23 protein-coding genes, 6 tRNA genes and 1 pseudogene are annotated in these 25058 nt (G+C 61.0%); 14 read left to right on the top strand and 16 right to left on the bottom strand.

The annotated features are described in order from the left end of the window. The 9 genes from APH42_RS23500 to APH42_RS23460 form a co-directional block, all read right to left on the bottom strand. Positions 1–866: allantoate amidohydrolase (locus APH42_RS23500; protein ID WP_060494327.1), on the bottom strand; the 866-nt coding region annotated here is incomplete at its 3' end. Between the two features lie 13 nt (positions 867–879). Beyond that, positions 880–1575 carry an ABC transporter ATP-binding protein gene (locus tag APH42_RS23495; RefSeq protein ID WP_060494326.1) on the bottom strand — a complete coding sequence of 232 codons (696 nt, stop codon included), beginning with the start codon at positions 1573–1575 and terminating at the stop codon, positions 880–882. Next, positions 1575–2327 (bottom strand): ABC transporter ATP-binding protein, encoded by a 753-nt coding sequence (locus tag APH42_RS23490; RefSeq protein WP_041166365.1) that lies wholly within the window; start codon positions 2325–2327, stop codon positions 1575–1577. Before APH42_RS23490 ends, APH42_RS23495 begins: the two co-directional genes overlap by 1 nt. After that, positions 2327–3346 carry a branched-chain amino acid ABC transporter permease gene (locus APH42_RS23485; RefSeq protein ID WP_060494325.1) on the bottom strand — a complete coding sequence of 340 codons (1020 nt, stop codon included), beginning with the start codon at positions 3344–3346 and terminating at the stop codon, positions 2327–2329. Before APH42_RS23485 ends, APH42_RS23490 begins: the two co-directional genes overlap by 1 nt. A 1-nt stretch (position 3347) precedes the next feature. After that, entirely contained in the window at positions 3348–4208 is an 861-nt protein-coding gene (locus APH42_RS23480) for a branched-chain amino acid ABC transporter permease (RefSeq protein ID WP_060494324.1), read from the bottom strand. 65 nt (positions 4209–4273) lie between these two features. Further along, entirely contained in the window at positions 4274–5476 is a 1203-nt protein-coding gene (locus APH42_RS23475) for an ABC transporter substrate-binding protein (protein ID WP_012270383.1), read from the bottom strand. A 90-nt stretch (positions 5477–5566) separates the two neighbouring features. Beyond that, positions 5567–6331 (bottom strand): FadR/GntR family transcriptional regulator, encoded by a 765-nt coding sequence (locus tag APH42_RS23470; protein WP_060494323.1) that lies wholly within the window; start codon positions 6329–6331, stop codon positions 5567–5569. A gap of 184 nt (positions 6332–6515) precedes the next feature. Next, positions 6516–6746, bottom strand: a complete 231-nt coding sequence (locus APH42_RS23465) for a PP0621 family protein (protein WP_012270385.1) — start codon at positions 6744–6746, stop codon at positions 6516–6518. A gap of 94 nt (positions 6747–6840) precedes the next feature. After that, the gene (locus tag APH42_RS23460) at positions 6841–7860 is read right to left on the bottom strand and encodes an outer membrane protein assembly factor BamD (protein ID WP_012270386.1); all 1020 of its coding nucleotides are present in this window, start codon (positions 7858–7860) and stop codon (positions 6841–6843) included. A 147-nt stretch (positions 7861–8007) separates the two neighbouring features. Here APH42_RS23460 and rluD point away from each other — a divergent pair, with 147 nt between their 5' ends. The 8 genes from rluD (at position 8008) to APH42_RS23420 (ending at position 13256) form a co-directional block, all read left to right on the top strand. Next, positions 8008–8970 carry a 23S rRNA pseudouridine(1911/1915/1917) synthase RluD gene (rluD, locus tag APH42_RS23455; RefSeq protein WP_041166635.1) on the top strand — a complete coding sequence of 321 codons (963 nt, stop codon included), beginning with the start codon at positions 8008–8010 and terminating at the stop codon, positions 8968–8970. Continuing rightward, positions 8967–9707 (top strand): peptidoglycan editing factor PgeF, encoded by a 741-nt coding sequence (gene pgeF, locus APH42_RS23450; protein WP_060494322.1) that lies wholly within the window; start codon positions 8967–8969, stop codon positions 9705–9707. Before rluD ends, pgeF begins: the two co-directional genes overlap by 4 nt. A 139-nt stretch (positions 9708–9846) precedes the next feature. Continuing rightward, complete coding sequence (gene clpB / locus APH42_RS23445) at positions 9847–12411, top strand: ATP-dependent chaperone ClpB (RefSeq protein WP_012270389.1); 2565 nt, start codon at positions 9847–9849, stop codon at positions 12409–12411. A 402-nt stretch (positions 12412–12813) separates the two neighbouring features. Beyond that, a tRNA-Asn gene (locus APH42_RS23440) sits at positions 12814–12889 on the top strand. Between the two features lie 4 nt (positions 12890–12893). Further along, positions 12894–12970: transfer RNA gene (locus APH42_RS23435), tRNA-Pro, on the top strand. Positions 12971–12976: 6 nt separating this feature from the next. After that, positions 12977–13052: transfer RNA gene (locus APH42_RS23430), tRNA-Lys, on the top strand. A 46-nt stretch (positions 13053–13098) separates the two neighbouring features. Beyond that, a tRNA-Pro gene (locus APH42_RS23425) sits at positions 13099–13175 on the top strand. 5 nt (positions 13176–13180) lie between these two features. After that, positions 13181–13256 (top strand) — tRNA-Lys (locus APH42_RS23420). 111 nt (positions 13257–13367) lie between these two features. On the opposite strand, the gene APH42_RS23415 is transcribed toward APH42_RS23420, so the two are convergent. The 3 genes from APH42_RS23415 to APH42_RS23405 all read right to left on the bottom strand — a co-directional run bounded on the left by APH42_RS23415 (position 13368) and on the right by APH42_RS23405 (position 15683). Further along, a complete protein-coding gene (locus APH42_RS23415; protein ID WP_012270390.1) occupies positions 13368–14663 on the bottom strand; it encodes an NAD(P)/FAD-dependent oxidoreductase in 1296 nt (431 codons plus the stop codon). 84 nt (positions 14664–14747) lie between these two features. Then, the gene (locus APH42_RS23410; protein ID WP_008091951.1) at positions 14748–14921 is read right to left on the bottom strand and encodes a DUF3094 domain-containing protein; all 174 of its coding nucleotides are present in this window, start codon (positions 14919–14921) and stop codon (positions 14748–14750) included. 132 nt (positions 14922–15053) lie between these two features. Then, positions 15054–15683 carry a DUF1780 domain-containing protein gene (locus APH42_RS23405; RefSeq protein ID WP_003247546.1) on the bottom strand — a complete coding sequence of 210 codons (630 nt, stop codon included), beginning with the start codon at positions 15681–15683 and terminating at the stop codon, positions 15054–15056. Between the two features lie 97 nt (positions 15684–15780). On the opposite strand from APH42_RS23405, the gene APH42_RS23400 reads away from it, so the two are divergent. Next, positions 15781–16464 carry an energy-coupling factor ABC transporter permease gene (locus APH42_RS23400; protein ID WP_060494321.1) on the top strand — a complete coding sequence of 228 codons (684 nt, stop codon included), beginning with the start codon at positions 15781–15783 and terminating at the stop codon, positions 16462–16464. Between the two features lie 211 nt (positions 16465–16675). Here APH42_RS23400 and yacG read toward each other — a convergent pair whose 3' ends face one another. The 4 genes from yacG to APH42_RS23380 are packed head-to-tail and all read right to left on the bottom strand — an operon-like array spanning position 16676 to position 19573. Further along, a complete protein-coding gene (gene yacG / locus APH42_RS23395) occupies positions 16676–16876 on the bottom strand; it encodes a DNA gyrase inhibitor YacG (protein ID WP_012270392.1) in 201 nt (66 codons plus the stop codon). After that, complete coding sequence (gene coaE / locus APH42_RS23390) at positions 16873–17496, bottom strand: dephospho-CoA kinase (RefSeq protein WP_012270393.1); 624 nt, start codon at positions 17494–17496, stop codon at positions 16873–16875. The genes yacG and coaE overlap by 4 nt, the downstream gene beginning before the upstream one ends. Further along, the gene (locus tag APH42_RS23385) at positions 17496–18362 is read right to left on the bottom strand and encodes an A24 family peptidase (protein WP_012270394.1); all 867 of its coding nucleotides are present in this window, start codon (positions 18360–18362) and stop codon (positions 17496–17498) included. The genes coaE and APH42_RS23385 overlap by 1 nt, the downstream gene beginning before the upstream one ends. Before the next feature lie 2 nt (positions 18363–18364). Continuing rightward, positions 18365–19573: a type II secretion system F family protein gene (locus APH42_RS23380; protein WP_060494320.1), complete on the bottom strand. Its 1209-nt coding sequence runs from the start codon at positions 19571–19573 to the stop codon at positions 18365–18367. A 216-nt stretch (positions 19574–19789) separates the two neighbouring features. On the opposite strand from APH42_RS23380, the gene APH42_RS23375 reads away from it, so the two are divergent. From APH42_RS23375 to APH42_RS23355, 5 genes and pseudogenes are all read left to right on the top strand, one after another. Continuing rightward, the gene (locus tag APH42_RS23375) at positions 19790–20200 is read left to right on the top strand and encodes a pilin (protein WP_060494319.1); all 411 of its coding nucleotides are present in this window, start codon (positions 19790–19792) and stop codon (positions 20198–20200) included. A gap of 71 nt (positions 20201–20271) precedes the next feature. After that, positions 20272–20347: transfer RNA gene (locus APH42_RS23370), tRNA-Thr, on the top strand. A 164-nt stretch (positions 20348–20511) separates the two neighbouring features. After that, entirely contained in the window at positions 20512–21840 is a 1329-nt protein-coding gene (locus APH42_RS23365) for an integrase arm-type DNA-binding domain-containing protein (RefSeq protein ID WP_060494318.1), read from the top strand. 893 nt (positions 21841–22733) lie between these two features. Continuing rightward, a pseudogene (locus APH42_RS23360) lies at positions 22734–23066 on the top strand (integrase); the annotation flags it as partial. Positions 23067–23493: 427 nt separating this feature from the next. Beyond that, on the top strand, positions 23494–25058 hold a 1565-nt coding region (locus tag APH42_RS23355; protein ID WP_060494317.1), incomplete at its 3' end, for an AAA family ATPase.

Below are 25058 nucleotides of genomic sequence, written 5' to 3'. Positions count from 1 at the left end.
ATGACGTTGCGCGAGCCTGGGTGCAGGGTCAGGCAGCCCACTGTGCCGCAGGCATGTGGCTGGTGGGCGTGGGCCGTGCGGTTGACCGCAGCCACCACGTCGGTGGCGCCGACCAGGGCGTCCTTGCGCAGGTGCATGGGGGTGGGCCCGGCATGTGCCTCGACGCCGGTCAGCACCAGGTCGAACCACTTTTGTCCCAGACAGCCCTGAACCACGCCAATGGTGGTGCGCTGGTCTTCCAGCACCGGGCCCTGTTCGATATGCGCTTCGAAGTAGGCGCCGACGGCATGCCCGGTCGGCACGCGTGGGCCGGCGTAACCGATGCGCTGCAGCTCCGCGCCAACCGACACGCCCTGCTCGTCGACCTTGTCCAGGGTCTCCTGCAGGCCGAACTTCCCGGCGAACACGCCCGAGCCCATCATGCAGGGCGGGAAGCGCGAGCCTTCTTCGTTGGTCCACACCACCACTTCCAGTGGGGCTTCGGTGGTCAGCTTCAGGTCGTTGAGCGTGCGCATCACCTCAAGGCCTGCCATGACGCCGTAGCAGCCATCGAACTTGCCGCCGGTGGGTTGGGTATCGATATGGCTACCGGTCATGACCGGCGGCAGGGCAGGGTTGCGGCCGGGGCGACGGGCAAAGATGTTGCCGATGGCGTCGACGCTGACCGTGCAGCCGGCCTCTTCGCACCAGCGTACGAACAGGTCGCGGGCCTGGCGGTCGAGGTCGGTCAGGGCCAGGCGGCACACGCCACCCTTGGCAGTGGCGCCGAGCTGGGCAAGGTCCATCAGCGATTGCCAAAGGCGCTCGCGGCTGACCAGTGAACCTTGGCCAAGCAAGTGCTGCGAAGGATCGATGCGGGTGTTCATGGGCGTTCTCCTTTCAGGCGCTCAGGGCCAGGTAACGGTTCTTGATGCTTGGGTCCTCGCGGAACTGCGCGGCGCTGCCCTGGTAGGCGACCCGGCCCTGTTCAAGCACGTAATGGCGATCGGCGAGTGCATCGCAGACCATCAGGTTTTGCTCCACCAGCAGGATCGACAGGCCTTCGTCCTTGATCCGCCGCAGGATCTTCACCAACTCGTCGACGATCACCGGGGCCAGGCCTTCGGTGGGTTCGTCGAGGATCAGCAGCTTGGGGCCGTTGAGCAGGGCGCGGGCGATGGCCAGCATCTGCTGCTCGCCACCGGACAGGGCGAAACCACCATTGAGGCGCCGCTCCTTGAGCCGTGGGAACATGCTGTAGACGTCCTCCAGCTGCCAGCGGCTGGCCTTGCGCACGGCTATCTTCAGGTTCTCTTCCACACTGAGCTGGCGGAAGATGCCACGGTGCTCAGGCACCAGGGCAATACCAAGCCGGGCGATATCGAAGATTTCACGGCCGACCAACTGTTGGCCGTTGAAGCTGATCTGCCCCTGCCGTGGGCGGACGATGCCAAGGATGCTGCGCAGGGTGGTGGTCTTGCCGGCACCATTGCGCCCGAGCAGCGTCACCAGTTCGCCTGCTTCAACCTTGAGCGAGACACCTTCGAGCACATGGCTCTTGTCGTAATAGGAGTGGATCGAATCGACGTTGAGCATCAGGCGGCCTCTCCAAGGTAGGCGGTGCGTACGCGCTCGTCGTTGCGCACCTGTTCAGGGGTACCCTCGACCAGAATCTGGCCGTGGCTCATCACCGTGATGCGCTGGCTGATCGACATGACGATGCTCATGTTGTGCTCGATCAGCAGCACGGTGTGGTCGCGGCCGAGGTCGCTGATCAGGTCGGTCATCACCGGAATGTCGTCGATGCCCATGCCCGAGGTGGGTTCGTCGAGCATCAGCAGGGTGGGCTTGGCGCAGATCGACATGCCCACTTCCAGCACCCGTTGCTGGCCGTGTGACAGCTCGCCGGCCAGGGTTTCGGCGCGGGCGCTCAGCTTCAGGCGTTCCAGCACCTGGTCGGCGGTGTTCCAGTGGCTGCGTTTGTGCTCCACACTGCGCCAGAAATTCAGGGCGCCCAGGCCGTCTCGGCCCTGGGCGGCCAAGCGCAGGTTTTCGCGCACGGACAGGTTTTGGAACAGGCTGGTGAGCTGGAACGAACGCGCCATGCCCAGCGCCACCCGCCCGTGGGACGGCTTGCGGATGATGTCCTGGCCGTTGAACAGGATCTTGCCCGCCGTGGCCTGACGCTCGCCGGTCAAGCAGTGGAACAGGCTGGTCTTGCCAGCACCGTTGGGGCCGATGACGGTGTGGATGGTGCCGGCGCGGACCTTGAGGTCAACGCCTGCGACTGCCTTGAACGGCCCGTAGGCCAGCTCCAGTTGGCGGGTTTCCAGGAGGTAGTCGCTCATCATAGGGTCTCCTTGGTCTTGGCCTGGGGTTTGTCATTGGCACTGCGGGTGGCCAGCAGGCGCTTGCCCAGTTCGGCCAGTCCACCCCACAGGCCGCCCCGCATGAACACCACCACCAGAATCAGGATGACCCCCAGCAGCATCAGCCAGCGTGGCCACAGCTCCGACAGCACGTCACCCAGCAGCACGATGGCGCCGGCCCCCAGCAGTGAGCCGAACAACGAGCCGGTGCCGCCGACGATGGTCATGATCAGGATGTTCTCGCTCATCATCAGGTCGATGTTCGACAGCGGCGCAAAGTGCAGCAGCATGGCGTACAGCGCGCCGGCGATGCCGGTGATGGCGCCCGACAGCATGAACACCAGGATCTTGAAGTGGCGGGTGTCGTAGCCAATGGCGGCAGCGCGGGTCTCGTTCTCGCGGATAGCCAGCAGGGTGCTGCCGAATGGCGAGTGGATCACCCGCAAGGCAGCGGCGAAAATCAACAGGAACAGCACGGCGACGAACACATAGAAATGCCGAGGGTCAGCCAGGTCGACCAGCACATGGCCGGCGATTTCGATGTTGGGCCGGGGCACATCGAGCAGGCCGTTGTCGCCGCCGGTCCAGCCGCTTAGGGTATAAGCCAGGAAATAGGCCATCTGGCTGAAGGCCAGGGTCAGCATGACGAAGTAGATGCCCGTGCGGCGGATCGCCAATGCGCCCACCAGCAGTGCCAGGAAGGCGCCGAACACGGCTGCGCCAAGCAGCGCGGCGAACATGCCCCAGTGCAGGTGAATCATCAGCAGCGCCGCGCCATAGGCGCCCACGCCAAAGAAGATGCCCTGGCCGAACGACAGCAGGCCGGTGTAGCCGAGCAGCAGGTTGCAGGCCAGGGCGGCCAGGGCAAAGATCAGGATTTCGGTGGCCAGGGTGGCCGAAGGCAGCAGCAACGGCAGCGCCACCAGGCTGGCAACCACCAGCAACAGCAGTGCCGGGGCGCGGCCCTTGGCGACTGGCAATGGGTTTTTCTCGCTCATGTCAGGCTCTCCCGAACAGGCCATAGGGACGGACCAGGATCACTGCGGCCATGGCGCCGTAGATCATCAGGCTGGCGCCTTGCGGCCAGAGGCTGGTCATCATGCTTTGCACCACACCCACCAGCAGGCCGCCAACCAGCGCACCGCCGAACGAGCCCATGCCGCCGATCACCACCACCACGAAGGCAATGCCGAGGATTTCGGGGCCGACGAAGGGCTGGGCACCGCGTAACGGTGCGAACAGCACACCGGCCACGCCAGCCAGGCCCACGCCCAGGGCGAAGGTCAGGGAGAACAGGCGAAAGATATTGGTGCCCAGCAGCGATACGGTTTCGGTGCTTTCGCTACCCGCGCGCACCAGTGCGCCGAAGCGGGTGCGCTCCAGCAGCAACCACAAGCCAACGCCGATCAGCGCGGCGAAGCCGATCAGGAACAGGCGGTAGTAGGGGTAGATGAATTCACCGAGGATCAGCACGCCGCGCAGCTCCGGCGGTACGGCAATGTTCTTGCCCACCGGGCCCCAGATCAGCACCGAGGCTTCCTGGATGATCAGTGCGATACCGAGGGTGACGAGGATCTGGAAGGTGTGCGGCAGGTGGTAGATGCGCTTGATCAACAGGCGCTCGACGGCCCACGCCAGTGCGGCCACTACCAGCGGCGCAATCAGCAGCGCCAGCCAGAAGTTGCCGGTTATCGCTACGGCGGTGTAGCACAGGTAGGCGCCCAGCAAGAAGAACGCACCGTGGGCGAAGTTGACGAAGTTGAGCAGGCCGAAAATGATCGTCAGGCCCACGGCGATGAGGAAGTAGATCATCCCCAGGCCCAGGCCGTTGAGCAGTTGGAACAGGTACAAATCGAGCATGAGCGTGCCCTCGACAGCGCGCGAGGCGGCTGCCTGTACAAGTGTTTGTGACTAACGCCGCGGCTTCAGGCCAGGGCGCAACCGGTGTGGTCGACCTCGACGAACGAGCGGCCCGAACTGATGACTTCGGCCAGGTCGTCCTCGTCGCGCATCTGCCCCTGGGGCTTGCCGCGCAGCAGGTAGTAATCCTTGAGCACCTGATGGTCACCCGGGCGGATCAGTTCTTCGCCGGTCGGGCCTTGGAAGCGCATGCCCTGCAATGCCGCAGACACGGCGGCACCGTCCAGGCTGCCAGCCTTGACGATGGCCTCGAGCATGACCTTGGTGCCGATGTAGTCAGCGGCCAGTGGGTAGTTGGGGTTGATGCCGTAAGCCTTGCGGGTGGCGGCGACCAACTGCTTGTTCAGCGGGGTATCGACCTGGTGCCAGTACTGCGCGCCCAGGTACACGCCCTCGAGCACGTCGCTGCCCAGCTCCTGGAACTGGTCGAGGCCGGCAGACCACACCATCAGCACTTTCATGCGGTCCTTGATGCCGAAGTTGACCGCCTGGCGCAGGGCGTTGGAGGCCTGGCTGCCGAAGTTGAGCAACACCAGCACATCGGGTTTTGCGGCGATGGCGTTGGTCAGGTAGCCAGAGAATTCCTGCTCCTGCAGCGAGTGGTAGCTGTTACCGATGTGTTCCACCCCAAGCTCGGCGAACACCTTGCGGGCGTTGTCCAGCAACGCGTCACCGAACACGTATTGCGGGGTGATGGTGTACCAGCGCTTGGCCTGTGGTAGTTGGCGGATCATCGGCACCAAGGTTTCGCGAATGGCGCCGTAGGTGGGCACCGACCAGCGGAAGGTCGAGGCGTTGCAGTCTTTGCCGGTGATTTCGTCGGCGCCCACAGGCGTCATGAACACGCCGCCGGCTTTGTGGATTTCCTTCGACACCGCCAGTGCCGAGGAGGACAGGGTGCAGCCCTGGAAGAAGCGTGCGCCATCCTGGCCGATGGCTTCCTGTACCTTGCGCACCGCCTTGCCGGCGTTGCCTTCGGTGTCGATGACTTTGTACTTGAGCGGGTGGCCGAGCAGCTGGGGGTATTCGGCAATGGCCAGGCGCGAGCCCATGTCGGCGTACTTGCCGTAGCTGGCGAAGGCGCCCGACATGGACTTGAGCCCATAGAAGGTCAACGGTTGGTCGGCGAATGCCCGGTGCGCCCCCAAGGGGAGGCTACCTAAGGCACCCAGGGCAAGGCCTGCCTTGAGCAGGGTACGTCTTTGCATGAGTAACTCCTTGGTTGTGGTTATTAGGCAGGAGTGGCAATGACAAAGCGGGTACGGCCGGGCCTGTGTGCAGGCCTCTTTCCAGGCGCATCAGTGGTTGTGGTTGAACTCCAGCAGGAAGTTACGGGCAACCTCGCCTTCCAGCGCGGTCATGTGGTGCTCGGCGTCGCACATGTGTTCGTGCATCAGCCGGCGTACAGCGGGTTCGTCGCTGGCGCGCAGGGCGGTCAGCAGTTGCTTGTGGTAGTCGATATTGGCGGCGGCGAACTGTTGACGCTTGGGCAGGTAGGCTTTTTTCAGCACTACCAGGTCGCGCAACAGGTCATTGAGGAACACCGCCATGAAACGCAGCAACGGGTTGGGGCAGCGGTCGGCCAGCAAGGTGTGGAACTCCAGCTCGGCCAGGCGCTGCTCGCGCTGGCCTTCTTCGCTGTCTTCCGGCGCGCTGCAGAAATCGATGTTGGCCTGCAGCACGGCATAGTCCGCTTCGCTCAGCTTGCCCATCACCGAGACCGCCAGCTCCACCTCGATGACTTTGCGCAGCTGGTACACCTGCTCGCCGTCCAGGTGTTGAAAGTGCAGGTAGTTGCGCAACGCACGGCTGGCCGGTTCGGTGCCCACTTCGTTCAGGTAGGCGCCGCCGGTCGGCCCGGTACGGGTGCTCACCAGGCCTTCGACCTCCAACGCCTTGAGCGCTTCGCGGGCGGTGCCCTTGGAACACTCGAAATGCTCCATCAGCTCACGTTCGGTGGGCAGGCGATCGCCTGGGTGCAGCGCTTCGGTGACGATCGAGCGCTTGACCGATTCGACGATCACATCGGACAGCTTCTGGCGCTTGCGTTTGGGTTTGAGCATTTCGCTATTTTTCATATTTATGCGGATAAATAGGATTTAGCGAATTTTACTGGGGTGGGTCAATGCTGGCGGCGGGGGAGGGGTCGTAAATGGTGTGAAAGGGTCGGGGAGGGATAAGTATCGGCAGGAGTATGCGTAGCGAGTGTAGGAGCGACGCAAGGTCGCTCCACAGCGGGCTTTGTGTTCAGTTCTGGCGGCCAGGGCCTTGCTGCAAGTGTGCCTGGCTGCAATACCAATCGTTGCCTTGCTGCAGTGCCCGGTCGTTGGGCAGGTGCACACCGCAATGGGCGCAGCGCACCATCTTCAGCGGCGCATCCAGCTTCGCCTCGGGGTGCGACTGTTGGCTGACTTTGAACTTGCGCCACAGCCAGAACGCGGCGGCGATCAGGGCAATCCAGAAAAGTAGGCGAACCATGGTGTCCAGCTTGTCGATTGAAGAAGCCGACAGTCTAGGACGCGGCCAATAAAAAAGGGAGGCCCAAGGCTTCCCTTTCATTTACCGCTGCGGGTCAGTCGAACAGACCAAAGGTCATGTAGCTGAACCAGGAGCGGTCTTTCTCGGCCTCTTTCGGGCCTTCCGGCACGATCGGGTCGCCGTTTTCGTCTTTAGGCAGCAGCTCTTGCGGCATCTCGTCACGCGCGTCCTGGAACTGCTTGACCACGTCCTGGTTGGCGCGGGTTTCGCCCGGCGGCAGCGGGGCGTCGGTCTCGATCAGGCCCAGGGTGGCCTTGGACAGCCAGCCACGGCCGTCAGACTCGGTCTGCTTGGGCTGGAACTCGCCATCGACCAGGCTCGGGTGGTCCGGGTAGTTGAGCTTGAGGGTTTCCAGGCTGCTGGCGGCCAGTTCGTCCAGGTGCATTTTCTGGTACGACTCGACCATCACTGCAAGGCCGTCACCGACCGATGGGGTTTCCTGGAAGTTCTCGACCACGTAGCGGCCCCGGTTGGCGGCAGCTACGTAAGCCTGGCGGCTCAGGTAGTAATCGGCCACGTGGATTTCGTACGAGGCCAGCAGGTTGCGCAGGTAGATCATGCGCTGCTTGGCGTCTGGCGCGTAGCGGCTGTTGGGGAAGCGACTGGTCAGCTGGGCGAACTCGTTGTACGAGTCGCGGGCGGCGCCCGGGTCACGCTTGGTCATGTCCAGTGGCAGGAAGCGCGCCAGCAGGCCACGGTCCTGGTCGAACGAGGTCAGGCCCTTGAGGTAGTAGGCGTAATCGACGTTCGGGTGCTGCGGGTGCAGACGGATGAAGCGCTCGGCGGCCGACTTGGCGGCCTCAGGCTCGGAGTTCTTGTAGTTGGCGTAGATCAGCTCGAGCTGCGCCTGGTCGGCATAGCGGCCGAACGGGTAGCGCGATTCCAGGGCCTTGAGCTTGTTCACGGCGCTGGTGTAGCTGGAGTTGTCCAGATCAGCCTGGGCCTGCTGGTACAGCTCGGCCTCGCTGAGGTTCTCGTCAATGACCTCTTTATTAGAGGAACAGGCCGCGGTAAGCCCGAGGATGGCGATCAGCAGCAGGTGTTTCACTTGCATGGCGGCTTGCGTCCCTTTGACGGCCGCTGTCTTGGGCGGTGCCGTCCTGTTATGATGAGCGCCCCGGCCAACCCCGGGACAAAAGAAGCCGTATTTAACCACAAGCTCGCAGCCGAAACCAAAGGCTGTGCGCCCGCCGAATCGAGCATGTCCGAGATCATTCAACTTAGCGCAGAGGTACCGTCCGAACTGGGCGGCCAACGCCTCGACCAGGTCGCCGCCCAATTGTTCGCCGAGTACTCGCGTTCGCGGCTAACTTCGTGGATCAAAGAGGGCCGCCTGACGGTCGATGGTGCAGTCGTGCGCCCTCGAGACCTCGTCTATGGCGGTTCGCTGCTTGCCTTGGAGGCCGAGCAAGAGGCCCAGGGTGAGTGGATCGCAGAAGATATCGAACTGGATATCGTCTACGAAGACGACCATATCATGGTGATCAACAAGCCTGCCGGGCTGGTCGTGCACCCGGCCGCCGGGCATGCCAGCGGTACGCTGCTCAATGCGCTGCTGCACCACGTGCCAGACATCGTCAACGTGCCGCGCGCCGGTATCGTTCACCGCCTGGACAAGGACACCACCGGCTTGATGGTGGTGGCCAAGACCTTGCAGGCGCAGACCAAGCTGGTCGAGCAGATGCAGGCCCGCAAGGTCAGCCGTATCTACGAGTGCATCGTGATTGGTGTGGTGACAGCCGGTGGCAAGATCGACGCGCCCATTGGCCGCCATGGCGGCATGCGCCAGCGCATGGCGGTAACCGACGGCGGCAAGCCGGCGGTCAGCCATTACCGTGTGCTCAAGCGCTTCCGCTCGCACACCCATGTACGAGTGAAGCTGGAAACCGGCCGCACCCACCAGATTCGCGTGCACATGGCCCATGTAGGTTTCCCCCTGGTTGGCGACCAGACGTACGGCGGGCGCTTCCGTATTCCGCCGGCTGCCAGCCCAACCATGGTCGAGGCGGTCAAGACCTTCCCGCGCCAGGCGCTGCATGCGCGTTTCCTCGCCTTGGCCCACCCGATTACCGGTGAAATCATGAAGTGGGAGTCGCCACTGCCGGATGACTTCGTCTGGCTGCTGTCGCTTTTGAACCAAGACCGCGAGAGCTTCATCGGATGAGTGGCCTGGCGCAGTCGCTGCTGATCCCCGACTGGCCGGCCCCGGCCTCGGTTCGCGCCTGTGTCACCACCCGTCAGGGCGGCGTCAGCCTGCCGCCTTATGAAACCTTCAACCTTGGCGACCACGTGGGGGACGACCCTGCCGCCGTCGCCGAGAACCGCCGTCGCCTCAGCGCCCCGTTCGCTATTCAGCCGGCCTGGCTCAAGCAGGTACATGGCCTGGTGGTGGCGGCTGCCGACCCAGCCGTGGTGGCCGAGGCCGACGCCAGCTGGACCGACCAGCCTGGCATTGCCTGCACCGTGATGACTGCCGATTGCCTGCCTGCGCTGTTCTGTGACCGCGCGGGCACCCGTGTGGCCGCGGCACATGCAGGCTGGCGCGGGCTGGCTGGCGGTGTGCTGGAAGCCACCTTGGACCGCCTGGCACTGCCGGCGGAAGAGGTGCTGGTATGGCTGGGGCCGGCCATTGGCCCGCAGGCGTTCGAGGTAGGGCTGGAAGTGCGCGATGCCTTCACTGCCGTGCATCCAGAAGCCGCCCGGGCGTTTGTCGAGGGCGAGCGGCCGGGCAAGCTGATGGCCGACATCTATGAGCTGGCGCGTATTCGCCTGGCTGCTCGTGGCGTCACTGCCGTTTATGGCGGTGGCTTTTGCACGGTCAGCGATCAGCGGTTCTTCTCCTATCGCCGTACCCCACAGGGTGGGCGGTTTGCATCCTTGGTGTGGCTGGAGCCTCGCTAATCCAACAGGTTGACTTCGGTCAACCCCGCTACGCTTGAATCTTCCAGAATCAACCTTATCTATAAGGTCATCTCAGGCAGGTTCTTCATAAACAGGCGCTGTCCATCGCTCCGACCTGCCCTTTAAAGGAAGGTACACCATGCGAATAGACCGTTTGACCAGCAAGCTGCAACTTGCAATATCCGATGCCCAGTCCCTGGCCGTTGGCATGGACCACCCTGCCATCGAGCCCGTGCACCTGGTACAGGCGCTGCTTGAACAACAGGGCGGCTCCATCAAGCCTCTGCTGATGCAGGTAGGCTTCGACATCAACAGCCTGCGCCAAGGGCTGGTGAAAGAACTCGACCAACTGCCGAAAATCCAGAACCCCACCGGCGATGTGAACATGTCGCAGGACCTGGCGCGCCTGCTCAACCAGGCCGACCGCCTGGCCCAGCAGAAGGGTGACCAGTTCATTTCCAGCGAACTGGTACTGCTGGCCGCCATGGACGAGAACAGCAAACTCGGCAAACTGCTGCTGAGCCAGGGCGTGACCAAGAAAGCCTTGGAAAACGCCATCAACAACCTGCGCGGCGGCGCGGCAGTGAATGACGCCAACGCCGAGGAATCGCGCCAGGCCCTGGACAAGTACACCGTCGACCTGACCAAGCGTGCCGAAGAAGGCAAGCTGGACCCGGTGATCGGCCGTGACGATGAAATCCGCCGTACCGTGCAGGTACTGCAACGCCGTACCAAGAACAACCCGGTGCTGATCGGTGAGCCTGGCGTGGGTAAAACCGCCATCGCCGAGGGCCTGGCCCAGCGCATCATCAATGGTGAAGTGCCAGACGGCCTCAAGGGCAAGCGCCTGCTGGCGCTGGACATGGGGGCGCTGATTGCCGGTGCCAAATACCGCGGCGAGTTCGAAGAGCGTCTGAAAGGCCTGCTGAACGAGCTGTCCAAGCAGGAAGGCCAGATCATCCTGTTCATCGACGAACTGCACACCATGGTCGGCGCTGGCAAAGGCGAGGGCGCCATGGACGCCGGCAACATGCTCAAGCCGGCCCTGGCCCGCGGCGAGCTGCACTGCGTCGGTGCCACTACGCTGAACGAGTATCGCCAGTTCATCGAGAAGGACGCCGCCTTGGAGCGCCGTTTCCAGAAGGTGCTGGTAGAGGAGCCGAGCGAGGAAGACACCATCGCTATCCTGCGTGGCCTGAAAGAGCGCTATGAAGTGCACCACAAGGTGGCCATCACCGACGGTGCAATTATCGCTGCGGCCAAGCTCAGCCATCGCTACATCACTGACCGCCAGCTGCCGGACAAGGCCATTGACCTGATCGACGAAGCGGCCAGCCGTATCCGTATGGAGATCGACTCCAAGCCGGAAGTGCTCGACCGCCTTGATCGCCGCCTGATCCAGTTGAAGGTGGAGTCGCAGGCGCTGAAGAAAGAAGAAGACGAAGCGGCAAAAAAACGCCTGGAGAAGCTGACCGAGGAAATCGAGCGGCTGGAGCGTGAGTATTCCGACCTGGAGGAAATCTGGGCCTCGGAAAAAGCCGAAGTGCAGGGCTCGGCGCAGATCCAGCAAAAGATCGAGCAGGCTCGCCAGGAGCTGGAAACCGCCCGTCGCAAAGGCGACCTGAGCCGCATGGCCGAACTGCAGTACGGGGTGATCCCGGACTTGGAGCGCAGCCTGCAGATGGTCGACCAGCACGGCAAGACCGAGAACCAGTTGCTGCGCAACAAGGTGACCGAGGAAGAAATTGCCGAAGTGGTGTCGAAGTGGACCGGTATTCCCGTGGCCAAGATGCTCGAAGGCGAGCGTGAGAAGCTGCTGAAGATGGAAGCGTTGCTGCACCAGCGCGTGATCGGTCAGGGCGAGGCGGTAACCGCCGTGGCCAACGCCGTGCGCCGCTCGCGTGCCGGGCTGTCCGACCCGAACCGGCCAAGTGGTTCGTTCCTGTTCCTCGGCCCTACCGGCGTGGGCAAGACCGAACTGTGCAAGGCGCTGGCCGAGTTCCTGTTCGACACCGAAGAGGCGATGGTGCGCATCGACATGTCCGAGTTCATGGAGAAGCACTCCGTGGCTCGCCTGATTGGTGCACCGCCAGGCTATGTAGGTTATGAAGAGGGCGGCTACCTGACCGAGGCCGTACGGCGCAAGCCATACTCGGTGGTGCTGCTGGACGAGGTGGAGAAGGCCCACCCGGATGTGTTCAACGTACTGCTGCAGGTGCTGGAAGACGGCCGCCTGACTGACAGTCATGGGCGCACCGTGGACTTCCGCAACACCGTGATCGTGATGACTTCCAACCTGGGCTCGGCGCAGATTCAGGAACTGGTGGGTGACCGCGAGGCGCAACGTGCGGCGGTGATGGATGCGGTGGGTGCGCACTTCCGTCCGGAGTTCATCAACCGCATCGACGAAGTGGTGGTGTTCGAGCCACTGGGCCGTGAGCAGATCGCCGGCATTACCGAGATTCAGCTGGGCCGCCTGCGCAGCCGTCTGCTGGAGCGCGAACTGTCGCTGAGCTTGAGCCCGGACGCGTTGGACAAGCTGATTGCCGTGGGTTACGACCCTGTATACGGCGCACGGCCGCTGAAGCGGGCAATCCAGCGCTGGATCGAAAACCCATTGGCGCAGCTGATCCTGGCAGGCAAGTTTGTGCCGGGTGCGGCGATTACCGCCAAGGTGGAAGGCGACGAAATCGTCTTTGGCTAATTTGCATCCTCATGAGCCCCGCACCTGCGGGGCTTTTTTTTGCTTCTTTACAGGCGCTGTGGATACCGAGAGGGGCGGGTTTGCCAGCGAAGAAGCCGGCACAGCCCAGTAAAACCGGGGCTTTCCGGCCGCTTTGGATAACTTGCTGAAATTTTTGAAATTTTTGCTTGCATCATATTTAGAGTGCCCCTAATATACGCCGCGTTGTCAGGCACTAAGCGAATCACCAGCAACAACGGTGACCGCAAAACAACTTACAAATCAGTAAGTTGAATGAAAAAAAGTGGTTGACAAGCAAAACGAAGAATGTAGAATAGCCGGCCTCAGCAGCGACAACGCGAAAGCGAAGCAGCTAAAGAGTCCGAAGCAAACACAGTCTTCGGAGTTGTACCGAAGTTCAGTTCCGCGATAGCTCAGTCGGTAGAGCAAATGACTGTTAATCATTGGGTCCCTGGTTCGAGTCCAGGTCGCGGAGCCAATCTCGGGGTGTAGCGCAGTCCGGTAGCGCGCCTGCTTTGGGAGCAGGATGTCAGGAGTTCGAATCCCCTCACCCCGACCATTTTCCGGGTCGTTAGCTCAGTTGGTAGAGCAGTTGGCTTTTAACCAATTGGTCGTAGGTTCGAATCCTACACGACCCACCATGTAAAGAAGGGCATCTCAAAGAGATGCCCTTTTTTTTGAAAGACCCGGGGTGTAGCGCAGTCCGGTAGCGCGCCTGCTTTGGGAGCAGGATGTCAGGAGTTCGAATCCCCTCACCCCGACCATTTTTGGGTCGTTAGCTCAGTTGGTAGAGCAGTTGGCTTTTAACCAATTGGTCGTAGGTTCGAATCCTACACGACCCACCATGAACAAAGGGCATCTCGCAAGAGATGCCCTTTTTCTTTGCCTGTCAGAATGTTGGGCCTGCCTTGCAGGCCTTGCGCCGCGAGAGGGGCGCTAAGCGCCCCCGGCAACTGTCAGTGCAGCTTCAAGCGCGGTTCTGTACCCCGGCCAATCTTGCTACCCAGCATCATCAACGCCGTGCGGAAAAACCCGTACAACGCCATCTGGTGCATGCGGTACAGCGACACGTAGAACATCCGCGCCAGCCAGCCTTCCAGCTTCACACTGCCCATCAGGTTACCCATCAGGTTGCCCACCGCCGAGAAGCGCGACAGCGACACCAGCGAGCCGTAGTCCTTGTACTCGTAGGTCGGCAGCGCCTTGTTCTCCAGCCGCGCCTTCAGGCTTTGCGCCAGCATCGAAGCCTGTTGGTGCGCAGCCTGGGCCCGTGGCGGTACGTTGCGGTCGCTGCCGGGTTGCGGGCAGGCGGCGCAGTCACCGAAGGCGAAGATGTTGTCGTCGCGGGTAGTTTGCAGGGTAGGGCGCACGACCAGCTGGTTGATGCGATTGGTTTCCAGGCCATCGATGTCCTTGAGGAAGCCTGGCGCACGGATACCCGCCGCCCACACTTTGAGGCTGGCCTGGATCACTTCGCCGTCCTTGGTTTTCAGGCCGTCCTCGGTCACTTCACTGACCGCGGCGTTGGTCATCACCTTCACCCCGAGTTTCTCCAGGGTCTTGTGCACCGGCACGCTGATGCGCTCCGGCAGCGCCGGCAGTACGCGCGGGCCGGCCTCGATCAGGGTGATGTGCATGTCTTTGGGCTGGATGCGGTCAAGGCCATAGGCCGCCAGCTCGTGGGCAGCATGGTGCAGCTCGGCCGCCAGCTCCACACCGGTGGCACCGGCGCCCACAATGGCTACGCTGATTTTTTCGCTGGCCACGTCGCCGGCGTGGGCGCGCAGGTAGTGGTTGAGCAGTTGCTGGTGGAAGCGCTCGGCCTGCTTGCGGGTATCCAGGAACAGGCAATGTTGCGCTGCGCCCAGGGTGCCGAAGTCGTTGGTGTTGGAACCCACGGCGATGACCAGGGTGTCGTAGCCCAGGGTGCGCGCAGGCAACAGCTCGCGGCCCTCTTCATCGAGGGTGGCGGCCAGTTGAATCTGTTTGCCTTCACGGTCCAGGCCGCTCATGCGCCCCAACTGGAAATTGAAGTGGTTCCACTTGGCCTGGGCCACGTAGTTCAGTTCGTCTTCCGAGGAGTTCAGCGAGCCAGCGGCCACTTCGTGCAGCAATGGCTTCCAGATGTGCGTGAGGTTGGCGTCGACCAGGGTGATGTCGGCCTGCTTGCGCTTGCCCAGGCTTTTACCCAGGCGGGTCGCCAGTTCCAGGCCGCCGGCGCCGCCGCCGACAATCACGATGCGATGAGTCATGGGAATATCTCATAAGGTTTACGGAATTCGTGCCCCTGAGGGGCGGCCGCAAACTGCACGAGGGAAGGGCGAGCGCGAAGCAGCTCATAGCACCAGTCCACTCAGCAGGCGGCTGATGAGACCCAACCCGATGGTCACGGCCAGCACCAGCACAAGGAGCAGCCACGGCCGGAAGGGCCTGCGCTCGACTTGGTGCTGGGGGGCTCGCAGATACTCATCGACACGACGCTGATCTTCCGGGTTCAGGCGGCTGGTCATGGTGGGCCTCGTCAGGTAGACGTTTGTGACTGCGCAAACGCTACAGCGTTCGCGCAAGCGCTTGAAACAAATGATAATGCTTTCTATCCCTGGCGCCGAGTGTACGCCATCGCAAACATTCGCTGCACTGGATCAAAGACTGATGCCTACGTCGAAGACGATGCTGCGGCCCAGGTTGCCGCGCAGGAAGTCTGGCGCGTCAGGGTGGGCGAACAGCACCCGGGCAAAGGTTGGCCCGACCAACGACAGTGAGCGCCAGCCCTGGCGCAGGTACTCGGTGGGCGGCGGGAAGTGGGTGTTGAGGTCGAGCACTTCGCGCTTGAGGCTGGAGAACGCGATGATGTCCAGCTCGTTCAGCTCCAGCCCGCGTTCCCGGTAATTGTGCGCCTTCTTGCGCAAGGTCGGCGCCAGGCGCCCCAGCAATTCGGTGGCACTGATGCGCCGTGGGCGTGCTTCACGCCGCACCAGCTGCGCCAAGGAAAACGCACTGCGCCTGCGCTGCAGCTCTTCGCGCCATTCATCGTTCAGTCGGCGGCCCTCGTCGAGCACGAAAAATACCTCGAAGGCCGCGTCGCGGAACAACACGTCCGGCGGCTCCTGGCCGGCTGGGGTGAAGTCCTCGCTGCGATAGGGAATGTTCAACCCCTGCAACAGGCGCTGGCACACCCAACGCTCCCGCTCCCACTTGCGGGCGTTGGAGAGAAAGGCATTGGCTTGTTCGGCCTGGATGGTAAGCAGGCGCAGGTAGTCTGAGTCATCCATGCAGACAAGCTTAGCCGTTAAACCATGACGATAAGATGCTGAATTTGAATGGGTGTAGACTGGGATTGTCCATAGCATCGATAGGGGTATTTGTCAGGTGATCAGCGCGCAGGTGTTGTCCGGCACCACCCTTACCCTTGGTTGGCTGGGTTATGTGCCATTGCTGATCTGGGCGGTAAGCCGGGTTCGCTGGGTTGAGCTGTTCACCGACCGGCGCCGTCAGCATTTGCTGTTTGGCACAGTCTTTTGCCTGTTCGCACTGTGGCTGGTGAGGCGCGATTTCGATACCGGGGTGTCTTACCACTTCATTGGCATGACGGCGGTCACCCTGTTGCTGGACTGGCCGCTGGCGGTGCTGGGCGGGGTCATGGCCCAGCTTGGTTTGCTCGTGTTGGGGCGTCAGGACCTGGCAGCGTTGGGGGTGAATGGCTTGTTGCTGGTGGGCTTGCCGGTGCTGATTACCGAAGTGTGCGCGGTCTTGGTCGAACGTGCCCAGCCGCGCAACCTGTTCGTTTATATCTTCTGTTCGGGGTTCTTCCCGGCCGCGCTGACCGTGCTGGTTTGTGTGCCTGCGGCGCTGGGGGTGTTGTGGCTGGATGGGCGCTTTGCCCTGCCGGAGTGGCTCAGCGACTTTGTCGGCTACCTGTGGCTGATGATGTTCCCCGAAGCGTTCATCAACGGCATGGTCATCAGTGCGCTGGTGGTGTTCTGCCCGGAATGGCTGGAAACCTTCAACCGCACACGGTACCTGCAGGCGCCCTGGAAGGAAGATGAGCGGTGATCATGCGGTCTAGAAAATAGTGGGGGACCCTGTAGGAGCGGCCTTGTGTCGCGATGGGCTGCAAAGCAGCCCCCGTTTTTGGCGTTAGAGCAACAATTGCTGGGGCTGCTTTGCAGCCCATCGCGACACAAGGCCGCTCCTACAGGTACCGCGCCAGTCTCAAGGATTTGGTCTGGGGCAAGAGGCCCGGCACAACCGCCTTGCAATCAGCTCAGTGCCGCGGCTCCAGGTCCCCCGAATACAGCTCATCTTCGGACTCTTCCGACCCCGCAATCTTGTGCTCCTCGGCCGCCCAGGCCCCCAGGTCGATCAGTTTGCAGCGGTCCGAGCAAAACGGCCGGAACGCGCTTTTTTCGGTCCATTCCACAGGTGCGCCACAGGTCGGGCAATCGACGGTCAACGGCTGGCTCATGGCTGGCCTCCTTTCAAAGTCAGGTAAAAGTGGTGCAGGCGGTCAATCTGCTCATGCAGTGCGGCCAGGTCGCCGTCGTTGACCAGCACATCATCGGCATGGCGCAGGCGTTCCTCGCGGGCCAGTTGGGCCTGCAGAATCGCTTGCACCTGCTCGGCACTGGTGTTGTCGCGCGCCAGAGTACGGGCTATTTGCAGTTCTTGCGGTGCATCGATCACCAGCACACGCTGGGTTTTGTGGTACTGGCCCGACTCGATCAGCAGCGGCGACACGTAGATTGCATAAGGCGACTGCGCCTTTGCCAGGTAGCTGAAAATCTCCTGCCCGATCAGCGGGTGCAGCAGTTGCTCCAGCCATTTGCGCTGCGCCGGGTCGGCGAAGATCAGTTGGCGCAGAGCGGCGCGGTCGAGTTGGCCGTCCGCCTGCAGCACACCCGGGCCGAAGCGCTCGACGATGCTGGCCAAGGCCGGGCGGCCAGGTTCGACCACCCAGCGCGCTGCCTGGTCGGCATCGACCAGGTGCACGCCAAGCTCGACGAAGCGTTCGGCAGCGGCGCTCTTGCCGCTACCAATGCCGCCGGTCAGGCCGAGAATCCAGGGGGTAAAGGCTGCAGTGGCCATCAGTATCCAAGCAGTTGCATGTAAGAGGCGTACATTTCATCACCCCAGAGCACAGCAATCCACCCCGCAATCGCCAGATAAGGGCCAAACGGTATCGCTGTCCCCATCGCATGCCGGCGCAAACGCAGCAAGCACAGGCCAACCAGCGCCCCCACCACCGACGACAGCAGCAGCGTCAACGGCAGCACCTGCCAGCCACCCCAGGCCCCGATCAGCGCCATCAGCTTGAAATCGCCATAGCCCATGCCTTCCTTGCCGGTGATCAGCTTGAACAGCCAGTACACGGTCCACAAGCTGAGGTACCCGGCCACCGCGCCCCACAGCGCGTCGGTCAGTGGGGCATAGATGCCAAAGGCATTGACGATAAGCCCCAGCCACAGCATCGGCAGCACCAGCGCATCCGGCAGCAACTGGTGGTCCGCATCGATCAGGCTCAGGGCCAGCAGGCACCAGGTGAGCGGTAATGCCAGCAAGGCTTCGACCGAAGCGCCAAAGCGCCAGGCCACCACCAGCGAAAGCAGCGCGCTGGCCACTTCCACCAGCGGGTAGCGCGGGCTGATGCGGGTTTTGCAGGATGAACACCGCCCGCGCAAGGCCAGATAGCTGATCACCGGGATGTTCTCCCACGCGCGAATCGGATGCGCGCAATGTGGGCAGCGGGAGGCCGGTAGGCACAGGTCGAACCGTTCGTGTTGCGCAATCGGCTGCCCCAACATCTCCTGTGCTTCACGCTGCCATTGCCGCTCCAGCATGATCGGCAGGCGATACACCAGCACGTTGAGAAAGCTGCCCACCAGCAGGCCGAGCAGCGTGGCCAGGGTGAGGAAGTACGCCGGCTGTTCAGCCAGCAGAGTCCATGAAGTCATGTTCAGATCAAGCTACCCAACTGGAAGATCGGCAAGTACATCGCCACCACCAGGCCCCCCACCAGCAGGCCCAGGATCAGCACGATGGCGGGCTCCAGCAGGCTGGTCAACTGGTCCAGCGCCTGGCTGACCTGTTCCTCGTAATGGCTGGCGGCTTTTTCCAGCATCTGGTCCAGCGTGCCGCTGGATTCACCGATGGCCGTCAGTTGCACCAGCAAAGGCGGAAACAGCGGTTCACTGGCCATCGCCTGGTTCAGCCCCTGCCCATTGGCCATGCCCTGGCGCAACCGCAGCACCGCTTGCTCGTGCAGCTCGCCCCCAGTCACTCCAGCCACCGTTACAAGCGCATCCAGCAACGCCACGCCGGCGCCGTAGGATGTTGCCAGGCTACGCGCAAACCGTGCTAGCGCCGCCTGCCCCAGCAATTTGCCAAACACCGGCAAGCCCAGCACCCGCCGAGATATCCACAGGCGCGCAGGCGTGTGCTGCCGGTAAAGCTGGCGCAAGGCAAAACCCAGCACCACGCCCATCACCAGCAGTAGCGGGGCAAACCGACTCAGCCCTGTGGACAAGTCGATCACCCACTGGGTAAATGCCGGCAAGGTCGTACCCATGCCCGAGAACATGCTCTCGAACTTCGGAATCACCTCCAGCAACAAAATCGCTGACACCCCCAGCCCGGTCAGCAACAGCAGCAGCGGGTAGATCATTGCCTTGCGCACCTTCCTGTGCAGCACCCGTCGCTGCTCCAGCATGCCCGCCAGCTGCTCGAGCTGCCGGTCAAGCGTGCCGGAATGCTCACCCACCCGCACCAGGTTGCAGTACAACGCATCGAACCATGCCGGGTGACGCTGCAACGCATCCGCCAGCCCCAGGCCCGAGGCCACATCCTGTTTCAATCTACCCAGCAACGCAGCCTGCGCCGCATCGCAACCACTGCGCCCCATCACCTCGAACGCCTGCAGCAGCGGCACCCCGGCCCTGAGCAATGTCGCCAACTGCCGGCTGAACCCTGCCGGGTCAGCCTTTTCGCGCCGCTTCGGCAAACGGAACGTCAGCCCGCTGGCCGGCCGCAAACTGGCCACCGTGATGCCCTGGCGGATCAGCGCAGCGCGCACATAAGCCGGGCTGCGGCCAGGTGTCTGGCCGCTGACCGGCGTGCCGCTGGCGTCGGTGCCGTGCCAGCTGTAAAGGAGTGAAGATGAAGTCATGCAAAGGTCCTTTTTCTGCTCCAGCGACAAGGCTGGAAACAGCTTGCCGCGTCCATGCAAAGGCATGCGTCCGTGATGCTCACTAGAGTAGTTCAGCGAAGATGACGCCCAAGCGGGCAGGGGTGACAAAAGGTGTCTGTTCAGGCCTACTGCGCCGCTGCCGGTTGGGGCGCCACGGACCTCAACGTGTTAGCGAATCAAAAAGGAAATACGTTCATGAAAGGGCAACGCGGTATCACCCTGATCGAACTGATGATCGTCGTCGCGATCATCGGCATTCTGGCGACCATCGCCTTACCGATGTACACCAACCACCAGGCCCGCTCCAAGGCTGCGGCCGGGTTGCTGGAGATCAGCGCGCTGAAGACGGCGATGGATCTGCGCTTGAATGACGGGAAAGACGTAACGGGCGTGACCGAGCTGGGTGGCCAGCCCGCGACGGCGCATTGTGCGATCGCAGCCGATGGCAAGGCGGCGGATGGCAGCGGCAGCATTGCTTGCACGCTGGTGGATGCGCCGGCCAATGTGGTGGGCAAGTCACTGACTTTGAAGCGTTCCGCAACTGGATGGGCGTGCACCACCGACATCGAGGAAGACCTGGCGCCCAAGGGCTGCAAGGGGGCTTGAGGGTAGGGTAATAAACTAGCGGAAACAGGGGTTTGCGTTGCGGGTGTGAGCAGTGGTACGTTGCGCTACACGCCGGTGTAGCTCAGTCGGTAGAGCAGCGCACTCGTAACGCGAAGGTCGCAGGTTCGATTCCTGTCTCCGGCACCACATCCAGCTCCACTGCATTCCGCTGAATGCTTTGGAAGCCCTCTAAACCGGCCTTCTGGCCGGTTTCTCGTTTCCACGACCCTCCGTCGGGAACCAACAAAATCCCCAATAACCGGGGGTATTTTTGGGGTACAGCGTCTTTCCTGAATGGAGAACGTACCCCTATGCCACGCCTAGCCACTCCGCTCAGCGACCTCAAATGCCGCACGGCCAAACCGCGTGATCGCGCCTACAAATTGTTCGACGGCGGGGGTATGTACCTGTACGTCACGCCCAGTGGCTCGAAGACTTGGCGACTGCGGTATTTCAAACCCAGCGGCAAGGAAGGAACGCTGATTATCGGCAAGTACCCCATCGTTTCATTGGCCGTTGCGAGGACCAAGCGCGATGAGGCCAAGGCCCTGTTGCTCGACAACCTTGATCCGATGGAAGAAAAGCAAAAGGCCAAGATTGCTGCCCAGCGGGCGAGTCTTCTCTTTGAAACTGTCGCCTTGGAGTGGCATGTCGAAATGTCCCGGCGCTGGACCGAGGGCCATGCCAAGACGGTGCTGAGCAGGTTGCGCACCCATGTGTTCCCACTGATTGGCCAGCGGCCTATCGCTGAACTCGACACCCACGATCTGCTTGAGGTCACTCAGCGGATCAAGGATCGCGGCACCATGGATGTAGCGCTGCGTGTGCAGAACTATCTATCCACGATCATGCGGGGTGCGAAGCGGGCGCGGCAGATCACTCAAAATCCGGCGCTCGATCTGGCCGGCTCGATTCAAGCGCCGCGCACCGTGCACCGTCCTGCGCTCTCGCTAAACCGCCTTCCAGAACTGTTGGACCGAATCGACAACTACACCGGTCGCGAGCTGACTCGGCTCGCAGTGCTGCTGACGCTGCATGTGTTCGTGCGCTCCAGCGAACTGCGCTTCGCCCGGTGGGATGAATTCGACCTGCAACGTGCGATGTGGGAAATCCCCGATACCCGTAAGCCGATTGAAGGCGTCCGCTATTCCACACGCGGGACCAAGATGAGTGGGGACATTCAGATAGTGCCGCTGTCGCCTCAAGTCATCGAGATCCTTGAACGGCTGCGCAGCTTGAATCGCTTCTCTGAACTGGTTTTGCCCGGTGACCACAGGTATTGGAAACCTTTGTCGGAGAATACGGTTAACCAGGTGCTGCGCAATATGGGATACGACACCACCAAGGACGTTTGCGGGCATGGATTCAGGACCATGGCTTGTAGTGCCTTGCTCGAATCAGGGCTGTGGACGGACGCGGCGATTGAGCGGCAGATGAGCCATCAGGAGCGTAACCGCGTGCGCGCTGCTTACATCCACAAGGCCCAATTTCTGGAGCAACGTCGGTTGATCATGGCGTGGTGGAGTAACTACCTCGATGCCAACAGATCGGGGCATGTCACCCCGCATGAGTTTGCCCATCCGGTAGGCGACAACGTCACCGCTTTGCCAAATGGCCATGGCGCATTCAATCGCGGGTGAGCCTGCAAGATCGACGCTGGCTGCTCTTTCACGCGGGTCCATCCAAACAGGGCTGCAAAGCCGCCCTGTTTGGATGGACCTCACTTTGAAGAGCTATAAGCCACGACGATGTCCGGGATTTACCACGGAATTCCACCGGAGAATAACCGCTTTTCCTGTCCTCAATAGCCCGGAGCTTCGACCCTTGACCGGGTTTATCCACAGGCGTAGAACTGGCCTTGCAAGCGCTGTCGATGACAGCACCCTAGGTGACCCGAACCTTCAAGGTCACGCCGCTCCTGCGGTGGTTCTCCCCAAGGGCGATTAGCATCCGGCAGCTCGCCCGGTCACTACCCATGTGATGGATGCTCTTACACACATAGCGCTCGTGCGCCAGATACTCCGTACCTCGCTGCCCTGCAGCAACCTATCCGCTTGGCCGACTATTGCGCCAACCTGCGCCCGTCTCTTTCTGTGGAAAGAGACGGGCGCCTCTACCACTGCTGCAGCCCTGATCGCACAAGGCTTTGCGGCATTCCCCCTCGTGACAATCGGCGTGACAAACGCCGATGTCACCAGCAACAGCGCTGTAGATGATGGTGCCGCAGACCAGGGAATGGACTGCACCTGACTGACAGTCAGGCATGCCCCGGTCATCGCAATGCTGCTTGCACATGGCTCAGGATCTTCAGGCGCTGGTCTCGTCAGCCAGCACTGCCTCCACCCGCCCACCGGTAACGGTGTTCAGGAGGCCAGATCATGAGATGCCCTTGCTCCCGGTCGTAAGGAGCCGCCAGTCCCGCGTAGTGGACATTCCCCACAGGTCGCAGGGGCCTTGATCCCTGATAACACTCAGCATTCTTGGCGGGATGACGTGGGGCGAGGATCGAAGAGCGGACGATGAGGTGACCGACATGGAATTGGTGGGTAGACGCGATGGCCGTAATTTCGGCTATGGCAGGCAATTGAGCTACGCAGGGCTGCAGGCGTTGAAAGACATGTTCGGTGGCGGTCATTACGGCACGGTGAAGGCACACTGTGATCAGTGGCAGGCATTCGTCAAATGGTGCCGTTCCGAACAGGGACCGGGTATTAATGATTCGCGGCAGATTGATCGGAAGGTGTTGGCCGACTATGCAACGTATCTGCGCGACGTCGTTAGGCGCGGTGACCTCGCCGTCAGCACCGCACAAAATCGGCTATCCAGCGTTAACAGGGCCATGGCGGTACTTCGCGGAAAGGATTTCTGTAATGGCAAAGCGTTGCGAACTCTCGGTCGAGGCCTGGGATGTGCTCTGCGATCCCTTCATTAAAACCCATGGCCTAGGGAAGCCTCGCTTGAATGACCGACTGTTGCTCAATGGCGTATTCTGGGTACTCCCTTATGGTGCTGTATGGCGAGCTATCCGATGCGTTCTGGCCCGTTGCAACACCATGACCTCGCTGGCTTTTTCCTTGAAGGGCTGCGACCTCACGATGTGTAGAGAAGGATCAGCAGGCTTCAGGTCCGTCAGGTATCGAATTCGTACTGGCACTTCGCCTAAGGATCACGTAAGCCTCCACGAGCTGAAGCCTAGACTCGCCCAATGGGGGTGGGTATTCTGAACTATAAACCTAGGGGTCGTGGCCCAATGCCATGTAACTGGTGCGACTGTGTTATCAAGGGATGAATGCATGAAGCTCGTACGCGCAACTGTGGGACCTTTTCGCTCTATCAATGAGCCCCAAACGGTGTCAATTGATCCTGATGTAACTGTGCTGGTCGGCATGAATGAAGCCGGAAAAACAGTGTTTCTTAAAGCGTTGCACAAGGCCAAAGATGCTTTGGGTAAAGAGTCTTTTAACATCACGGATGACTATCCAAGAAAGGATGTCACCGCCTATAGGCGGCGTCACGAAGAGGAACCGGAAGTTGCGGTGAGATTGACGTATCGACCTGATAAACGGGAGATTGAGAGGGTTAATAAGCTGGTCGGTAGCGAATTAACCGACGGTTTTGAATTTTCGGTGAGTTATGATTATCAAAATCAGCGGGTCAATTCAGTTAATGTCACTGATGAGGCTGTACTCAAGAAGTTGACCTTGAACACGGCCTTGAGCGAAGGGGTGAGAGATATTCTCAAGGAAGCGACGACTATCAGGTCTGCCTTCAACAAACTCGCTGAATTTGAGTCTCCGAATGATGCGGATACGACGCTGATTGAGTCATTGAAAAAACGAGTAGCTACCGCAGATGGGGCAAAAGGTTGGGATCACATTTCCGCCTATGAAGTTCTAATAAATTTCATGCCGTCAATGCCCAGCTTTTTGTATTTCAGTGATTACGATTTACTCCCCGGAAAGCTGAACCTTCAAGATCTTAAGCAGCGAGTGAGGAATGCTGCGGCTGATCCTGCTAATGCGAGTAAACAGATCGAACCAAAGCACCAAGCGGTCCTTGCGCTGCTTAGGATGGCCGAGGTTGATTTGGATGATTTCGATAACGGGAAATCCTATGAGGAACTGAAATCGCAGATCGAAGCTGTTTCTATCAGCTTAACTGACCAGGTTCTAGAGTTCTGGAAGCAGAATGAAGACCTTGAAGTAGAAATAGACATTCGCCCAGACGCCTCCGAAGCTGCCCCATTCAATAATGGCCCCAATATTTATCTCCGGATCAGAAACCGCCGTCATCGTGGTGTTTCGACTCCCTTTGATCAACGTAGCCGAGGATTCATCTGGTTCTTTAGCTTCCTTGTATGGTTTGACAGTGTTCAGCACCAGCTTGACGCGACTGGTAAGGCCAGTAATAAATCTTTGGTACTTCTTCTTGATGAGCCTGCACTGGCGCTTCACGCGCTTGCACAGACAGATTTTCTGAGCTACATCGACCATCTATCCGAGAACAATCAGGTGATTTACACTACTCACTCACCGTTCATGGTGCACTCTGATAGACTGCATCAGGTACGTGTGGTGGAAGACAAAATTAAGATCGGCACAGTCGTTTCGGACAATCTTTCAGGTTCTGATCCCCGCACCATTTTTCCTCTCCAAGCTGCACTTGGTTGGAATTTGGCTCAAAACCTATTCGTCACCAAGTTCAACCTGCTGGTTGAAGGTATTTCGGAGTTGTCGATATTGCAGGCTATGTCCCATATGGTCGAGACTGCTGGGGCGATGGGGTTGATGAGTAATGCCACCATCGTGCCGGTCGGTGGTTTAAGCAATGTTGCGACCTTTGTATCCTTGCTGGGGGC

The organism is Pseudomonas sp. NBRC 111140, from assembly GCF_001320885.1.
Taxonomy (GTDB): domain Bacteria; phylum Pseudomonadota; class Gammaproteobacteria; order Pseudomonadales; family Pseudomonadaceae; genus Aquipseudomonas; species Aquipseudomonas putida_P.
Note: the sequence above shows the minus strand (reverse complement) of the source record. Positions and strands in the feature narration are given on the sequence as shown.

Coding starts and splice junctions, on each gene's coding strand:
- pgeF (WP_060494322.1), top strand. CDS start 8,967: ATGAGTGGCCTGGCGCAGTCGCTGCTGATCCCCGACTGGCCGGCCCCG.
- yacG (WP_012270392.1), bottom strand. CDS start 16,876: ATGAGCCAGCCGTTGACCGTCGATTGCCCGACCTGTGGCGCACCTGTG.
- APH42_RS23485 (WP_060494325.1), bottom strand. CDS start 3,346: ATGAGCGAGAAAAACCCATTGCCAGTCGCCAAGGGCCGCGCCCCGGCA.
- APH42_RS23465 (WP_012270385.1), bottom strand. CDS start 6,746: ATGGTTCGCCTACTTTTCTGGATTGCCCTGATCGCCGCCGCGTTCTGG.
- APH42_RS23415 (WP_012270390.1), bottom strand. CDS start 14,663: ATGACTCATCGCATCGTGATTGTCGGCGGCGGCGCCGGCGGCCTGGAA.
- coaE (WP_012270393.1), bottom strand. CDS start 17,496: ATGGCCACTGCAGCCTTTACCCCCTGGATTCTCGGCCTGACCGGCGGC.
- APH42_RS23495 (WP_060494326.1), bottom strand. CDS start 1,575: ATGCTCAACGTCGATTCGATCCACTCCTATTACGACAAGAGCCATGTG.
- APH42_RS23375 (WP_060494319.1), top strand. CDS start 19,790: ATGAAAGGGCAACGCGGTATCACCCTGATCGAACTGATGATCGTCGTC.
- APH42_RS23365 (WP_060494318.1), top strand. CDS start 20,512: ATGCCACGCCTAGCCACTCCGCTCAGCGACCTCAAATGCCGCACGGCC.
- APH42_RS23470 (WP_060494323.1), bottom strand. CDS start 6,331: ATGCTCAAACCCAAACGCAAGCGCCAGAAGCTGTCCGATGTGATCGTC.
- APH42_RS23480 (WP_060494324.1), bottom strand. CDS start 4,208: ATGCTCGATTTGTACCTGTTCCAACTGCTCAACGGCCTGGGCCTGGGG.
- APH42_RS23475 (WP_012270383.1), bottom strand. CDS start 5,476: ATGCAAAGACGTACCCTGCTCAAGGCAGGCCTTGCCCTGGGTGCCTTA.
- APH42_RS23385 (WP_012270394.1), bottom strand. CDS start 18,362: ATGACTTCATGGACTCTGCTGGCTGAACAGCCGGCGTACTTCCTCACC.
- APH42_RS23405 (WP_003247546.1), bottom strand. CDS start 15,683: ATGGATGACTCAGACTACCTGCGCCTGCTTACCATCCAGGCCGAACAA.
- rluD (WP_041166635.1), top strand. CDS start 8,008: ATGTCCGAGATCATTCAACTTAGCGCAGAGGTACCGTCCGAACTGGGC.
- APH42_RS23410 (WP_008091951.1), bottom strand. CDS start 14,921: ATGACCAGCCGCCTGAACCCGGAAGATCAGCGTCGTGTCGATGAGTAT.
- APH42_RS23490 (WP_041166365.1), bottom strand. CDS start 2,327: ATGAGCGACTACCTCCTGGAAACCCGCCAACTGGAGCTGGCCTACGGG.
- APH42_RS23380 (WP_060494320.1), bottom strand. CDS start 19,573: ATGACTTCATCTTCACTCCTTTACAGCTGGCACGGCACCGACGCCAGC.
- clpB (WP_012270389.1), top strand. CDS start 9,847: ATGCGAATAGACCGTTTGACCAGCAAGCTGCAACTTGCAATATCCGAT.
- APH42_RS23460 (WP_012270386.1), bottom strand. CDS start 7,860: ATGCAAGTGAAACACCTGCTGCTGATCGCCATCCTCGGGCTTACCGCG.